The organism is Leucobacter celer subsp. astrifaciens (genome assembly GCF_001273835.1).
GTDB classification, from domain to species: domain Bacteria; phylum Actinomycetota; class Actinomycetes; order Actinomycetales; family Microbacteriaceae; genus Leucobacter; species Leucobacter celer.
Genome location: NZ_JHEI01000141.1, coordinates 40,283 through 54,666, shown reverse-complemented (window position 1 = coordinate 54,666; position 14,384 = coordinate 40,283). Strand labels below are relative to the sequence as shown.

Genomic DNA, 14,384 nt, shown 5'->3' with positions numbered 1-14,384 from the left:
ACCGCGGGAGGCGCGGACGCCGAGACCGATCGCCCCGCGCCAGTCGATCAGCCCGCAGCCGCGGCCGCCCGAGCCGCCGCGGGAAGCGCTGCCGCGATCCGCTCGAGCGCGGCGTCGTCGTGCGCGGCCGTGACGAACCAGGCCTCGAACGCGCTCGGCGGCAGGTTGACGCCCTGCTCCAGCATCGCGTGGAAGAACGCGCGGTGCCGCGCCACATCCTGCTGCTGCACCGCGGCGTAGTCGAGCGGCGCCTCGGCGAACTCCCCGAAGAGCACGCTGAACAGGCTGCCGGCCCGCTGCACGCGGAACGGTACTCCGGCCGCACCGAACGCGCTCGCGACCTCATCCGCGATGGCGTCGGCGGCCAGCCCCAGCGCACGATAGGCGGGGACGTCGGCGTGCCGCAGCGTCGTCAGCCCGGCGGCCACCGCGAGCGGATTGCCCGAGAGCGTGCCGGCCTGGTAAACGGGGCCGAGCGGCGCCAGCAGCTCCATGATCTCGGCGCGCCCGCCGAGCGCGGCGAGCGGCAGGCCGCCTCCCACCACCTTGCCGAAGGTGAACAGGTCGGGAGTCTCCCCCTCGGGCACCCGGGCCTGCTCGATCCCCCAGTAGCCCGAGGGTCCGGCCCGGAAGCCCGTGAGCACCTCGTCGAGGATCACGAGCGCACCGTGGCGGTGCGCGATCTCGATCATGGCGGCGGTGAAGCCGGGCTCGGGCGGCAGCACGCCCATGTTCGCGGCCGCGGCCTCGGCGATGACCGCGGCGATCCGGTCACCGTGCTCGGCGAAGGCGGCGGCGAGCGCCGTCGGATCGTTGTAGGGCAGCACGAGCGTCTGGCCCGCGGTCTCGGCGGTGACTCCGGCAGACCCCGGCATGGCCAGCGTCGCGAGACCGGATCCGGCCTCGGCCAGCAGCCCGTCGGAGTGCCCGTGGTAGTGCCCCGCGAACTTGACGATGAGCGGACGTCCGGTGGCGCCGCGCGCGAGTCGGATCGCGGTCATGGTGGCCTCGGTACCGGTCGAGACGAGCCGCAGCCGCTCGACCTCCGGCACGCGGGCGATGATCTCCTCGGCGAGTTCGGCCTCCTCGGGCACCGAGGCGCCGAAGCCGAGCCCCCGGCTCGCGGCCTCCTGCACCGCCGCGACCACGGCCGGGTGCGCGTGCCCCAGCAGCGCCGGCCCCCACGAGGCCACGAGGTCGACGTACTCGTTGCCGTCGACGTCGGTGACGTACGCCCCCCGCCCTGAGACGAGGAAGCGCGGGGTGCCGCCCACGGAGCCGTACGCGCGCACCGGCGAGTTCACGCCGCCGGGGATCACCCGCGAGGCGCGCTCGGCGAGTTCCGCGCTGCGCACGGTGCCGGCGCCGCCGGCGCTCGGCCGGGCGTTCGACACGGCGCTCATCGGATCCACCCCGCGAGCTCGACGGCGAAGTAGCTGAGCACGGCATCGGCTCCCGCGCGTCGGATCCCGAGCACCGACTCCTCGATCGCCCGGCGCCGGTCGATCCACCCGTTCGCCGCGGCCGCCTCGATCATGGCCGCCTCACCCGAGACCTGGTAGGCCCACACCGGCACCGGGCTCGTCGCAGCGACGTCGGCGAGCACGTCGAGGTAGCTCATCGCGGGCTTCACCATGACGATGTCGGCGCCCTCGGCGAGATCGAGCTCCGCCTCGCGCAGGCCCTCCCGCCGGTTGGCGGGATCCTGCTGGTAGCTGCGGCGGTCGCCCGTCAGCTGCGAGTCGACGGCCTCGCGGAAGGGTCCGTAGAAGGCCGAGGCGTACTTCGCGGAGTATCCGAGGATCGCCGTGTCCTGGTGCCCGGCGTCGTCGAGCGCGTCGCGCACGGCCGCGACCTGCCCGTCCATCATGCCGGAGAGGCCGAGCACCGCTGAGCCGGCATCGGCCTGCGCGATCGCCATGGCGCGGTAGCGGTCGAGCGTCGCGTCGTTGTCGACCGCCCCGCGCGCGTCGAGCACGCCGCAGTGGCCGTGATCGGTGAACTCGTCGAGGCAGAGGTCGGTCTGCACGACGAGCGCGTCGCCGACCTCCGCGACGACGGCCCGGGTGGCGAGGTTGAGGATCCCCTCGGGGTCGTCGGCCGCGCTGCCGTGCGCGTCGCGCACGGCGGGTACGCCGAACAGCATGATGCCCCCCACACCCGCCTCGGCGGCCTCGGCGGCGGCACGGCGCAGCGAGTCCAGCGTGTGCTGGAAGACCCCCGGCATGGATGCGATCTCGCGGGGCTCGTCGATCCCCTCGCGCACGAAGGCGGGCAGGATCAGCTCGGCCGGGTGCAGCCGGGTCTCGGCGACGAGTCTGCGCATGGCCGGGGTGGTGCGCAGGCGGCGCGGTCGGACGGTGGGGATCATGCGCGGCTTCCTTCTGGTCGTGCGGATGGGGTGGTGCGGTCGGCGTCGGGCGCGGCAGGGCCGGGGGCCGCGGGATCGGCGGCTTCGGGATCGGGGGTTTCGGACGGGAACGCGGGATCGGCGAGCCTCGCCGCCAGCGCGTCGAGCAGTCCGTCGACGGTGTGCCGGGGCGCGACGGCGTCGGCGCGGAGACCGTGGGCCGCGAGTGCGCGGGCCGTCGGCTCGCCGATGGCGGCCAGCAGCGAGCCGCGCGGCAGCGACCCGGTGCGCGGCGGGCCGAAGCGCCGGACGAGCTCAGCAGCGCCGGAGCCGCTCAGCACGAGGATCGCGTCGACCCCGCCCGCGACGATCTCCGCCTCGCGCACCGCATCTCGCGGGGCGGGGAGGGTGCGATAGGCGGTGACGCGCTCCGGGACGTGACCGGCCGCGGCGAGCGCCCGCTCGAGTTCGTCCGAGGCGATCTCGGAGAGCGGCAGCAGCAGGCGCCGGACGTCCGCCGGATCCGCCGGACGTCCGGTTGCGGAACCCGCTCCGGCCGTACCCGCCGCAGCGATGCCGATCCGGTCGAGCAGCGCCTCCGCGAGCCCCGCCGCCGAGAAGTCGTGCTCGGGCTGCAGCATCACCCTGAAGCCCCGCTCCCGCAGCGCCTCGGCGGTGGCGGGACCTACGGCGGCGACCTCAGCGGCTCCCGGGCGCGCGCCCGCATCGGCGACCGCGTGCGCACCGTTCGCACTCGTCAGCACCAGCCAGTCGTACGTCCCGCGGTTCCAGCGCTCCACCGCATCGGCGAGGGCGGACGAATCCTCCGGCGGCGCGGTCTCGGTGAGCGCCACGACGATCGCCTCACCGCCCCGCTCGCGGATCGCGGCCGCCCACCGCTCACCCGTCGCGCCGTCGCGCGGCACGAGGATGCGCCGGCCGGCGAGATCGGGCGTGCCGGATCGAGGGACGGGCGAGGAGGAGTTCATCGCGGCCCTCCGGGGCGCGATCCTCCTGGGCGGGTCGCGCCGGGGCTCGTCCCTCCGAGCGGAGCGATCATCGCGGCCCCCATCTCGAAGAGGTGCTGAGCGACGGCGCGCCCCAGGCGCTCCGGGGTCCGCACGTGCTCGGGATCGGCGGCCGCCCAGGGCAGCGCCTCCTCCGTCCCGAGCCGCTGCGTCCCGTCGAGGCTCGCGACCTCGGCGCGCAGCACCAGCCGGCCGTCGGCCCCGTCTCCCTCGACGCGCGCGGTCGCGCCGATGGGGGCGGCGCAGCCCGCCTCGAGCGTGGCGAGCACGGCGCGCTCCGCAAGGGCGCTCGCGCGCGACTCCGCGTGGTCGAGCGCGGCGAGGGCAGCGGCGTACGGTGCGCGCTCGGCGTCGTCGGCGCGCACCTCGATGGCCAGCGCGCCCTGCCCCGGCGCGGCCGGGACCTCGTCGAGCGGGAAGCGCTCGGTGATGACTCCGGACCGACCGAGACGGTCGAGCCCGGCACAGGCCAGAATCACCGCGTCGAGATCGACGCCGACCCGCCCGAGCCGCGTATCGACATTCCCTCGCAGGTCGTGCACGTCGAGGTCGGGGCGCCTGGCGAGGATCTGCGCCACGCGGCGCGGCGATCCCGTGCCGACTCGAGCCCCCTCGGGCAGCGTCTCGAGCGTCAGCCCGTCGCGCGCGCAGAGCGCGTCGCGCGCGTCGGCCCGCTCGGGCACGGCGCCCAGGGAGATGCCCGGGCACGGACCTGTGGGGAGATCCTTCAGCGAGTGCACCGCGAGATCGCACTCGCCCGCGAGCAGCGCGTCTCGCAGCGCGCTCACGAAGACCCCGGTGCCGCCGAGCTGCGACAGCGGAGCCCGCGAGATATCGCCGTGGGTCGTCACGATGACGAGCACCACCTCGAGCCCGGTGGCTTCGGCCACCGTCTCGGCGACGGTGGTGGTCTGGGCGACCGCGAGTGCGCTCCCTCGCGTGCCGATGCGGATCAGGCCCGGGGCGGCGGCCACCGGCGAGTCGGATCGGCGCACCCGTGCTGCGGGTCGGTGCTCGTTCATCTCTGCTGGGCTCCTTCGTGATGCGATGCCGTGCGGTTCGTCTCCGGGGTGCCGGTCTCCATGGCCCGATCATCCCGGAGGGCCACCTCCATGATCCTCCTCGCCGCCGCGCGTGCTCCCGGAATCACCGAGGCGAGCCCCGTGCCGCTCACCCAGTCTCCCGCGAACGCAGCCCCGCTCGGCTCGGGGAGCGGGGAGTCGGCACCAGTGGTCGATGATCCCGCGATCCACGCCCGTCGGCGCATGCCGCGGATCGAATCCGCTCGGAGCTCGACTCCGAGGATCTGCGAGGCGTCGCGGATCGCGAGCCGGGTCGCCTCCTCGTCGCTCAGCGCCTCGGTCGCCGGGGCGCTGCCGACACGGCCGTAGGAGAGCCGGAGCACATGGCGGCCCGCGTCGAGGGCCGTGGCCCGAGCCGGCCACTTCGCCGTGACGTGCGTGAGCGCCTTGGCGGTGATGCGCGGCGCGGCGTCGGCGGCGACCAGTACCCCGGTGCTCCGCGGCGCCGGGTCGAGCCGGGTGTCGTCGACGAGCAGCGCGATCACTTCGACGCGCCCCTCCGGGGCCGACGGCGGCGCGTGGAGCAGCCGCCGGGCGACGGTTTCGGGGACCGCGAGGATCACGGCGTCGACGTCAACGGCGGTACCCGGCTCGGCCTCGGTCACTGTCCAGCCCTCGCAGTCGGCGCGGGACTGCAGGGCGCCCACCGCGGTCCCGGTGCGCACCGTCACGCCCAGGCGGTCGAGCTCGGCGGCGAGCGCCTCGATCAGCGCGCCCATCCCCGCCCGGAGCCCCGCCACCGCGCCTCCGGCTGCGGTGCGGCTGCCGCGCAGGTCTCGCGCCGCGGCCACGAGCGATCCTCGGCGTTCGAAGGCCGCCTCGAGACCGGCTACCGAGCCGATCGTCATGTCTGCCGGGTCGGTCGAGTAGACCCCGAGCACCACCGGGCGCACGAGGCGCTCGAGCACCCGCCGCCCGAGACGGGCCTCGACAAGATCGGCGAGCGATCCGCCGCGTCCCACGGCTCGCGGCAGCAGCGGCTCCGCGGCGGCGCGCAGGGCTCCGGCTCGGCCGAGCGCCCGCACCGCGTCGCGGGAGAGCGGCGTCGCGGGGATCCCGATCGTGCCCGCAGCGGGCAGCGGAACCGCTCCAGACCCCGCGACCACCCAGGATCCGAGCGGTGCCGGGCTGACGATCTCCCCGCCCAGCCCCAGCTCGGCGAGCAGCTCGGCGACCCCGCCGCCGCGCGTCGCGAAGGCCTCGGCGCCGATGTCGATGGTCGCGCCCGCGATCGTCTCGCTGCGCACCCGGCCGCCGAGGCGGTCATCCGCTTCGAGCAGCACCACCTGCATCCCCGCGAGCGCGAGCTCACGAGCCGCGACGAGGCCGGAGACACCCCCGCCGATGACCGCCGCGGTGACCGCGGCGGCGCCTGCTGCCGGGGATGCCGTCTCGTCCGCAGCTGCCGGTTCGGCAGCACGGGACTCGACGGCGCCGAGGCGGTCAGCGGGCATGCGCGAGTTCCACGATGCGCGTGAGCACGGCCGGATCGGTCTCGGGCGGCACTCCGTGCCCCAGATTCAGCACGTGCGCGGGAGCCCGGGAGCCCCGCCGGAGCACCTCGTCGAGATGGGCCTCGAGCTGCTCGGCGGGTGCCCCGAGGTACGCGGGGTCGAGATTGCCCTGCAACGGCAGAGCATCGCCGAGTCGACGGCTGGCCTCGTCGAGCGGGGTGCGCCAATCGACGCCCAGTGCGCTGACCCCGACCTCGGCGAGCTCCTCGAGCAGGTGGCCGGAGCCGACCGCGAAGTGGATCATCGGAACGGTCTCCTGCTGCGCGGTGTAGCCGTCGCGCAGCGGGTGCCGGTAGCCGACGCCGCGCACTGCGTCGAGCGTGCGGCGCGAGGCGGGGGCGACGTGCTCCCGGTAGTCGCGCGCGCTGAGCGAGCCCGCCCAGGAGTCGAACAGCTGCACCGCGCTCGCGCCGGCCTCGACCTGCGCCTGGAGGAAGACGCCGCTGAGCTCGGCGGTCCAGTCGAGCAGCTCGCGCCACGTCTCCGGATCCGAGTGCATGAGCGTACGCGCGCGCAGGTGATCCCGGGAGGGGCCGCCCTCCACGAGATAGGCGGCGAGCGTGAATGGCGCGCCCGCGAAGCCGATGAGCGGGGTGCCGCCGAGCTGCTCGACCGTCAGCCGCACCGCCTCGCGCACCGGCTCGAGCGCCTCGCGCAGCCGATCTGCGGTGAACTCGGCGCGGCAGCGCGCCACGTCGGCGGCGCTGCGCACGGGCTGCTCGAAGACGGGCCCGCGGCCCGCGACCAGATCGACATCGACACCGGCGAGCTTGAGCGGCACGACGATGTCGCTGAAGAACACCGCGGCGTCCACCCCGTGCCGTCGCACGGGCTGCAGCGTGATCTCGCTGGCGAGTGCGGGATTCACGCAGGCGTCGAGCATACGATGGTCTGCGCGGATGCTGCGGTACTCGGGCAGCGACCGCCCGGCCTGGCGCATGAACCAGACGGGAACGCGCTCGGGGCGGTCGCCGCGGAGGGCTCGGATCAGGGGGGCGTCGCTCGTGCGGCCGTCGACGAGCGGGTGCGAAGCTGGGAGGAAGTTCATCGGTCGAGATGCTAGCTTATAGATCTGATGTGAAACATCTGATCTGCTCAGCTTGGGGTGCAACCCTGGGCTCCGATCCACGAATTGCCCCCGATCAAGACACCTCTCGAGAATCTTCATGCTGCTCTGCCTCTCCGTCGATCATCGGAATGCCGATCTCGATCTGCTCGAACGCATCGAGCGCCGCACCGACACGGTGACCGCCGCTCTCAGCGATGCCGGGACCACTCGCGGCGCCGTCGTGCTCGCCACCTGCAACCGCTTCGAGGCCTACCTCGATGCGCCCGGCCTCGCTCCCGAGCAGGCCCTCGACGGACTGGCGCGGGCTGCCGAGCTCACTCCGGCCGAACTCGCGGACGCGTGCTCGGTGCACCGCGGCGACGCCGCGGTCGAGCATCTGTTCGCCGTCTCCAGCGGTCTCGAATCGGCCTCCGTCGGCGAGGGCGAGATCGCGGGGCAGGTACGGCGCGCCATCGACGCGGCGCGTACCTCGGGCCGGTCGAGCACCGAGCTCGAACGGCTCTTCCAGCACGCGATGGTGGTCTCGAAGCGGGTCAAGCACCGCACCGGCCTGCAGACCAAGGGCCGTTCGCTGGTACAGCTGGCCCTCGCGATGGTCGACAGCCGCGTCGGCGACTGGGGTGCCGCCAGGATCCTGCTCATCGGCACCGGTGCGTACGCGGGGGCGAGCCTGGCTGCCCTGCGCGCTCGCGGCGCGCAGCACATCGGCGTCTACTCGCCGTCCGGCCGGGCGGAGGTCTTCGCCGACTCCCACCGCATCCGCCCTGTGGCGACGAAGGCGCTGGACACGGAGCTCCGCAGCACCGACCTGGTGGTGGCCTGCAGCAGCATGAACGAGCCGCTGCTGACCCGGGAGCGCTTCGACGAGACCGTCACCGAGGGAAATGCGCCGTTCTGCGCCCGGTTCGGGATGCTCGAGACGCCGGCGCCGCCCCGCGCCAGGCACCGGCTGCTCATCGACATGGGGCTGCCGCGCAACATCTCGCCCGACGTCGCGGGTGTGCCCGGCGTCGAACTGCTCGACCTGGAGACCATCGCTCTGCACGCCCCCATCCCCGAGCTGGGCGCCGAACTCGAGGCCAGGGACATCGTGCGCACCGCCGCGGCCGAGTTCGCGGCGATTCAGGCGGAGCGCGACGCGGTGCCCGCGCTGCGCGAGCTGCGCTCGTTCGTCGACGGGATCCTCGACGACGAGATCGCGAGGCTGCGCAGCCGCACTTCTGACGACGACCGTGCGGCAGAGGTGGAGGCCGCCCTGCGGCACCTGGCAGGCCGCCTGCTGCACCGCCCCACCGTGCGGCTGCGCGAGCTCGGCCGGGCCGGCAGCGCGGCCGAGGGGATCGCAGCGGTCTCGGCGCTCTTCGGCGATCAGCCCGTCGGCGAGCAGCCCGTCGGTCGGTAGCCCCGCCCCCGGCCGCCCGGTCCCTCCCCGCCCGTCAGGTCCCTCCCCGCCCGGCCCGGCCCGGCCACCCAGCTCCGCCCCGATAAACGCGCGTCAGTAGATGCTGCCTCGCGCGCGTTTTGGTGACAACTACTGACGCGCGAAGGAGGGTTGGCGGAGGGCACAGGGCGAGGGAGGTCGGGGCGGGATCACGGGCGGTAGTAGACCGCGATCCGCTTGCCGTCGCGCTCGATCACCTCGACGGGCGTCTCGAACACGCGTTCCAGCACGTCCGAGGTGATGATCTCCTCGGGCGTGCCCGACGCGACGACACGCCCCTCGGCGAGGGCCACGATGCGGTCGGCGTAGGCGGCCGCGAAGTTGACGTCGTGGATCACCAGCACCACGGTCTTGCCCAGCGCGTCGGCGGCGGCCCGCACCTGCCCCATCATGCCGACCGCGTGCCGCATGTCGAGGCCCGTCAGCGGCTCGTCGAGCAGCACGAAGTCGGTGTCCTGCGCGAGCACCATCGCCACGAAGGCGCGCTGCCGCTGGCCGCCCGAGAGTTCGTCGATGAACCGATCCTCCATCCCGGCGAGGTCGAGGAACGCGATCGCCGCGTGGATCGCCCGCTCGTCGGTCTCCGTGAGCCGACCCGCCGAGTGCGGGAAGCGGCCGAACGCGACGAGCTGCCGCACGGTCAGCCGCGCCATGAAGTGGTTCTCCTGCTTGAGGATCGAGACCACCCGGGCGAGCTGCTTCGACTTCGCGGTGCGCACGTCGAGCCCGCCGATGGAAACGCGTCCGCTGTCCGCCTCGAGCAGGCGTCCGATGATGGTGAGCATCGTCGATTTGCCCGCCCCGTTGGGGCCGATCAGGGCGGTGACGCCGCCCGGCTCGATCGTGAGGTCGACCGGGCCGAGCACATGCAGACCCGCGTATGTCTTTTCGACACCGGTCAATTCGATGCCGGCGCGCGCCTCGCCATGCATGCGCGCCTCGGCATGCATGCTCGTCGCAGCCTCCGTGGTTGGCTCGGTGTTCGTGTGCACCTCGATATCCGTGCGCGATTCGGTCACCGCATCCCCTTCCTCAGCAGGACGATCAGGAACAGCAGGCCGCCGGCGAACTCGATGATCACGGTGACGAGGCCGGCCGCCGCGAAGACGTGCCGCAGCACGAAGGTGGCTCCCAGCAGGGTGACGAGCCCGATGCCGATGGCGAGCGGGATCGTCTCCGCGTGCGAGTCGCCTCGGGCGAACTGGTAGGCGAGGGTCGCCACCAGGAAGCCGTAGAAGGTCATGGGGCCGACCATCGTGGCCGACACCGACACCAGCACGGCGACGAGCACGAGCACCGTGACCACCTCGCGCCGGTAGTTCACCCCGAGCCCGATCGCCACATCGCGACCGAGCGCGACCACGTCGTAGGTGCGGCGGCGGCGCCAGACGAAGACGAGGATCGCGAGCACGATGCACGCCGCGATGGGCAGGTAGTCGGGGTTGCCCTTGCCGATGCTGCCGAAGAGCCGCGCGCTCAGCACGTCGAACTCGCTCGGTGTGAGCATGCGCTGCATGAACATCGAGACCGAGCCGAACCCGATCCCGAGCACCACGCCGACGAGCAGCAGCAGGTGCAGATTGGCGCGCTTGCCCGAGAACAGCCACCCGTAGAGCAGCGTCGCGAAGAGCACCATCAGCGTGCTCTGCGCGATGATCTTCGGGATCCCCTCCATGCTCGCCGCGGCCGTGCCGAAGACGAACACCAGGGAGGTCTGGATGAGCACGTAGAGCGCGTCGAAGCCGAGGATCGAGGGCGTCAGGATGCGATTCGACGTGGCCGTGTGGAAGAGCACGGTGGCGAGCGCCTGGCTCACCGCGACGAAGGCGATCGTGCCGAGCGAGGTGAGTCGCGACTGCACGATGATCCAGAAGCCAGGGCTGCCGGCGGGCGCGGGGTTCTCATAGACGAGGATCGCGACCGCGAACAGGGCCGCGGCCCCGAACACCACGATGAACGGCAGCGCCTCCCGCCAGCGAGGAACCCGGGGTGCGGCCGCGAGCGGCGGTTCGCCGGTGCTCGCGAGTTTCACGATGCTCTCCATCACACGGCCCTCCGCTGCCTGAGCAGCAGCGTGATGAAGACCACCGCGCCGACGAGACCGAGCACCATCGAAACCGGGATCTCGAAGGGCATGATGATGGTGCGCCCGATCAGGTCGCAGACGACCACGAGCGCGATGCCGCCGAGGCACACCCAGGGCAGGTTGCTGCGCACATTGTCGCCACGGATCATCGACACGATGTTCGGCACCACGAGGCCGAGCAGCGGCAGGAAACCCACGACCACGGTGGTGACGCCCGCCGCGATCGCGACGAGAGCCGTGCCGCCGATGAGGATCGCCTCGTAGCGTACGCCGACGCTCGTCGCGACGTCCTTGCCGAGGCCGGCGACCGTGATGCGATCCGCCATCAGGAATACGAGCAGGGTGACGAGCGCCACCACCCACAGCACCTCGTAGCGCCCGCGCACCACCGCGGTGAAGCTGCCCATGAACCAGGTGCCGAGCATCTGCAGCAGGTTGAACTGCGCGGCGAGGAAGGTGGTGAGCGAGCTCACGATCGCGCCGAGCATGATGCCGATCAGGGGCACCACGAGGGTGGTGCGGATCACGATCCGGCGCAGGATCAGCATGAACAGCATCGCCCCGACGAACGCGAAGCAGCTCGCGATCACCATCTTGCCGACCAGCCCCGCATCGGGCAGCAGCAGCGCCGTGAGCAGCAGACCGAGCGCGGCCCACTCGGTGGTGCCCGAGGTCGTCGCGTCGACGAAGCGGTTCTGCGTGAGCATCTGCATCACGAGACCGCTGGTGGCCATGGCGGCACCCGCGAGCACGAGCGCGAGCGTGCGCGGCACCCGGGTGATCCAGAACATCTCCGAGCCGAAGTCGCTCCCCGCGATGTCGTAGACGCCCACGGCGAGTGAGGCCAGCAGCAGGCCCAGCACGACGAGGATCGCGACGGCGAGCAACCACGGCCGGCGCTTCGGCGGCGCGACTTCCGGCGCCACCGGGCGGGTGCCGCCGACGACGACCGCACCGCCCGCACCGCCCGCGCTCCCTCGCACCGCATCGGCGCCCGCGCGCCGCGGCGCACCGGGGTTCGTGCGCCCCATGCCGGGGAGACGCCCACCGGGGCGCCCGCTCTCGTGAGCGGGCGCCCCGGTGTCACCACCCTGCGGGATCGCAGTCGGCTTCTGGCTCATGCGGCCGAGAATGCCTCCTCGAGCTGGGTGAACAGCCCGGTGTAGGCGTGGATGCCCTCGGTGAGGTAGAAGTTGGGGTCGAGGATCACGATGCGATCCTGCTGCACAGCCGTGACGTTCTGCAGAGCCTCGGAATCCTTGATCAGCTCGTCGGCGGGCGCCGATCCGGCCTCGCGCTCCTCGGGGGCGAACGCCGCGTCGCGGTCGAGGGCCACGATCCAGTCCGGATTGGAGTCGGCGATGGCCTCGACGTTGATGTCGTCGCCCTGGTGATCGTCGGTGGCGCCCTCGACTTCGAGCGCGGGCTGCCAGCCGAGCGCCGGGAACACGGGGCCGAGACCGCGGCCCACGACGGGGGCGAGGTAGCCGATCTGACCCGCCGAGGTGTTGACCGCCATGACGGTGTCGGTGCCGTTGTAGGCGTCCTTCGCGCCGGCGATAGCGGCGTCGAGGCCGTCGTTCAGCGCTGCGGCCTCGTCCTCGTGGGCGAAGATCTGACCGAGGATCTCGGTCTGGCGCTTGAGCTCGTCGAACTCGTCCTCCCCCTCGCGCGGGGCGATCTCGATGACCGCGGCCTGCGGGTTCTGCGCCTTGATCTGATCGTAGTAGTCGCCGAAGCGGTAGCCGCCGATGATCAGGTCGGGCTGTTCGGCCACGATGACCTCGAGGTTGGGCTCGCGGTGGTTGCCCACGTTGGCGACCTCGGGGTCATCGGTGTAGCCCGGCCAGACCGAGCCCATGACGTCCTTGGGCACGGCGGCGAGCTCGACGTCCCACTCGTCGAGGGTGTCGAAGATGGTGTTGTCGAGCGCCACGACGGTCTCGGGGTTCACCGGCACCTCGATCTCGCCGTGGTTATCGGTGATGACGACGGTGCTCGCGGTCTCGTTCGTGCTGCCCTCATCGGTGCTGGAGTCCGCGGGCGCGCTCGAGGAGCAGGCGGAGAGCACGAGTGCGGCGCTGAGCGTCAGCGCCGCGACTGAGGCGGTTCGGGTGAGACGGTTGGACACGGAGGTCTCCTCGGGGTCGGTGGACGAAAAAAGCCGGCGCACAAGTGCACCGGCGCGATCAGACCCGTTGGACCCCGCTGCCGCGATCCCCCGAGTCACTCAAATAAGCCTATGCTTATCTTCATCCGATGATCAAACCATGACCCTGAAGCTCCCGATGGGATCGGCGTTTCGGTCCCGTCGACCCGAGCGGAACGGCTGAGCGGCGTGCGGCGGAGCGGCGTGCGGCGGAGCGAGGGATCAAACGCCCCGCCGGCACCCGTAGGGCGGACCGCAGCGCACGCAGCAGCCCCGCCACCGCTTGAGTCGAGGGGACCCCGGGCGCCCGGGCGCGATCCCGCTCCCCGACGCCATCGAACGCCGCTGCGCGCCCCGCCCCGGGGTCGCCGCTAGCGCTGTCCGGGCTGCACGGGGCCCAGCGCCGAGAAGTCGGGTTGCCCGTCGGGGCGCGCGGGCAGCGGGCGGCCGTCGGGGAAGGTCGGCCACGGCAGCAGCGGCTGCGCCGGCTGCGAGGCCTGCTGTGCCTGGGGCTGCTGCTGGACCTGCGCCTGCTGCACCTCGGGCGCCTGGGGAGCCTGCTGCGGCTGCTGGGGTGCCTGCTGCGGAGCCTGAGCAAGCGGCTGGGCGCCGCCCTGCAGGTACGGCTGCGGTGCCGCGGGCGCCGCCGGTGCCGCGGGTGCCGCAGCGCGTGCAGCCTCTCGCGCATCCGCGCCGTACGACCAGCGCAGCAGCAGCGTGATCGACAGTCCGAGAGCGGTGAGGATCAGCAACGCGGTCGCGATCTTCCAGTAGAGATCGGGCACGTGGAGGTCGAAGGCCTCGATGCCCACCGGCGCGGTGAAGAGAATCCCGGACAGCACCGCGAGCACACTCGTGACGAACGCGAAGCGGGTGACCACCGCGGGCAGTCGGTTCCCCGCCTGCAGCAGCAGCTGGCAGCAGAGGATCACGAGCCGCGTGACGACGATCACGAGCACCGACTTCCAGAAGATCTCCCAGATGAGGCTGAAGGAGTCGTACGGGGTCATCCAGATCACGATGAGCAGCAGACCGAGGATGTAGGCGTTGGCGATGAGCGCCACGGGCGCGTACCACTCCGACTTCTGCCCCCGACGCGTGTCGAACGCGGTGAAGAGCACGAACACCGCGAACAGCGCAAAGGTCGAGAACACCCGCTCGAACTTGCCCTCGAAGTCGCCGATGAAGAGCAGCGAGATCGAGGCGATCGTGAGCCCGGCGAGCAGCACGATGCTGACCTTGAGGAACGTGGAGAGCTGCGGCGCCGATCCGTCGGGCTTCGGCGCCTTCTCCCGCTTCGGCTTCGCCGCGGGTCCCGGGTGAGTGGGCTGAGCCGGCGGCGCCCCCGCGCCCGGCTTCTGGCCCTGCTGCCAGGAGAAGGCCTCCGGCTGGCCGCCCTGCGGCGAAGCTTCTCGCGCGGGCTCCGGGGCGCTCGCGGGTACCGAGGACTGCGGGCCGGGTGCGTTCGTGTTCGGATCGCTCATGCTTCACAGTCTTCCGTGTTCGTCTGAGAATCGCTACCCGGCCAGTGCTGCGGATCCTGCCGCGGACTCCGCCCGACTCCCGGATTCTCCGGATCCGGCGGTCACCTTCTCCTGCTTCGTCACCGGTGGAGGCGGCAGAAAGAGGCTCCCATTCGCCGGGTCGACCGCCGCGGGCACCGCT

12 protein-coding genes are annotated in these 14,384 nt (G+C 72.5%); 1 reads left to right on the top strand and 11 read right to left on the bottom strand.

What is annotated here, in order from left to right; genetic code table 11:
- Positions 1–47: 47 nt before the first annotated feature.
- Genes AMS65_RS13705 through hemE form a run of 6 tightly spaced genes read right to left on the bottom strand, consistent with a single transcriptional unit; the run spans position 48 to position 7,022 of the window.
- Positions 48–1,403, bottom strand: coding sequence for a glutamate-1-semialdehyde 2,1-aminomutase (locus tag AMS65_RS13705; protein WP_053384811.1), 1,356 nt, complete (start codon positions 1,401–1,403; stop codon positions 48–50).
- Complete coding sequence (gene hemB / locus AMS65_RS13700; protein WP_075201011.1) at positions 1,400–2,371, bottom strand: porphobilinogen synthase; 972 nt, start codon at positions 2,369–2,371, stop codon at positions 1,400–1,402. The genes AMS65_RS13705 and hemB overlap by 4 nt, the downstream gene beginning before the upstream one ends.
- The gene (locus AMS65_RS13695) at positions 2,368–3,339 is read right to left on the bottom strand and encodes a uroporphyrinogen-III synthase (protein ID WP_053384741.1); all 972 of its coding nucleotides are present in this window, start codon (positions 3,337–3,339) and stop codon (positions 2,368–2,370) included. Before AMS65_RS13695 ends, hemB begins: the two co-directional genes overlap by 4 nt.
- Positions 3,336–4,400 (bottom strand): hydroxymethylbilane synthase, encoded by a 1,065-nt coding sequence (hemC, locus tag AMS65_RS13690; RefSeq protein ID WP_053384740.1) that lies wholly within the window; start codon positions 4,398–4,400, stop codon positions 3,336–3,338. The genes AMS65_RS13695 and hemC overlap by 4 nt, the downstream gene beginning before the upstream one ends.
- A complete protein-coding gene (gene hemG, locus AMS65_RS13685) occupies positions 4,397–5,914 on the bottom strand; it encodes a protoporphyrinogen oxidase (protein WP_053384739.1) in 1,518 nt (505 codons plus the stop codon). The genes hemC and hemG overlap by 4 nt, the downstream gene beginning before the upstream one ends.
- On the bottom strand, positions 5,904–7,022 hold the full coding sequence (hemE, locus tag AMS65_RS13680; protein WP_053384738.1) for a uroporphyrinogen decarboxylase: 1,119 nt from the start codon (positions 7,020–7,022) through the stop codon (positions 5,904–5,906). The genes hemG and hemE overlap by 11 nt, the downstream gene beginning before the upstream one ends.
- 118 nt (positions 7,023–7,140) lie before the next feature.
- Between hemE and AMS65_RS13675 the strand changes: the two genes are divergently transcribed.
- Positions 7,141–8,445: a glutamyl-tRNA reductase gene (locus tag AMS65_RS13675; protein WP_053384737.1), complete on the top strand. Its 1,305-nt coding sequence runs from the start codon at positions 7,141–7,143 to the stop codon at positions 8,443–8,445.
- A gap of 188 nt (positions 8,446–8,633) precedes the next feature.
- On the opposite strand, the gene AMS65_RS13670 is transcribed toward AMS65_RS13675, so the two are convergent.
- The 5 genes from AMS65_RS13670 to AMS65_RS13650 form a co-directional block, all read right to left on the bottom strand.
- Positions 8,634–9,416: an iron ABC transporter ATP-binding protein gene (locus AMS65_RS13670; RefSeq protein ID WP_053384809.1), complete on the bottom strand. Its 783-nt coding sequence runs from the start codon at positions 9,414–9,416 to the stop codon at positions 8,634–8,636.
- 83 nt (positions 9,417–9,499) lie between these two features.
- A complete protein-coding gene (locus tag AMS65_RS13665; RefSeq protein ID WP_241489457.1) occupies positions 9,500–10,516 on the bottom strand; it encodes an iron chelate uptake ABC transporter family permease subunit in 1,017 nt (338 codons plus the stop codon).
- A gap of 11 nt (positions 10,517–10,527) precedes the next feature.
- Positions 10,528–11,691: an ABC transporter permease gene (locus AMS65_RS13660; protein WP_241489456.1), complete on the bottom strand. Its 1,164-nt coding sequence runs from the start codon at positions 11,689–11,691 to the stop codon at positions 10,528–10,530.
- Positions 11,688–12,701 carry a siderophore ABC transporter substrate-binding protein gene (locus tag AMS65_RS13655; RefSeq protein ID WP_053384735.1) on the bottom strand — a complete coding sequence of 338 codons (1,014 nt, stop codon included), beginning with the start codon at positions 12,699–12,701 and terminating at the stop codon, positions 11,688–11,690. The genes AMS65_RS13660 and AMS65_RS13655 overlap by 4 nt, the downstream gene beginning before the upstream one ends.
- A 389-nt stretch (positions 12,702–13,090) precedes the next feature.
- Positions 13,091–14,203 carry a hypothetical protein gene (locus AMS65_RS13650; protein ID WP_053384734.1) on the bottom strand — a complete coding sequence of 371 codons (1,113 nt, stop codon included), beginning with the start codon at positions 14,201–14,203 and terminating at the stop codon, positions 13,091–13,093.
- Between the last annotated feature and the right edge of the window lie 181 nt (positions 14,204–14,384).

What these genes read in the sequence shown, in the direction of transcription:
- AMS65_RS13705 (WP_053384811.1), bottom strand. Translation starts at nt 1,403, where the DNA reads ATGAGCGCCGTGTCGAACGCCCGGCCGAGCGCCGGCGGCGCCGGCACC.
- hemE (WP_053384738.1), bottom strand. Translation starts at nt 7,022, where the DNA reads ATGAACTTCCTCCCAGCTTCGCACCCGCTCGTCGACGGCCGCACGAGC.
- hemC (WP_053384740.1), bottom strand. Translation starts at nt 4,400, where the DNA reads ATGAACGAGCACCGACCCGCAGCACGGGTGCGCCGATCCGACTCGCCG.
- AMS65_RS13650 (WP_053384734.1), bottom strand. Translation starts at nt 14,203, where the DNA reads ATGAGCGATCCGAACACGAACGCACCCGGCCCGCAGTCCTCGGTACCC.
- AMS65_RS13695 (WP_053384741.1), bottom strand. Translation starts at nt 3,339, where the DNA reads ATGAACTCCTCCTCGCCCGTCCCTCGATCCGGCACGCCCGATCTCGCC.
- AMS65_RS13670 (WP_053384809.1), bottom strand. Translation starts at nt 9,416, where the DNA reads ATGCATGGCGAGGCGCGCGCCGGCATCGAATTGACCGGTGTCGAAAAG.
- AMS65_RS13660 (WP_241489456.1), bottom strand. Translation starts at nt 11,691, where the DNA reads ATGAGCCAGAAGCCGACTGCGATCCCGCAGGGTGGTGACACCGGGGCG.
- hemB (WP_075201011.1), bottom strand. Translation starts at nt 2,371, where the DNA reads ATGATCCCCACCGTCCGACCGCGCCGCCTGCGCACCACCCCGGCCATG.
- hemG (WP_053384739.1), bottom strand. Translation starts at nt 5,914, where the DNA reads ATGCCCGCTGACCGCCTCGGCGCCGTCGAGTCCCGTGCTGCCGAACCG.
- AMS65_RS13675 (WP_053384737.1), top strand. Translation starts at nt 7,141, where the DNA reads ATGCTGCTCTGCCTCTCCGTCGATCATCGGAATGCCGATCTCGATCTG.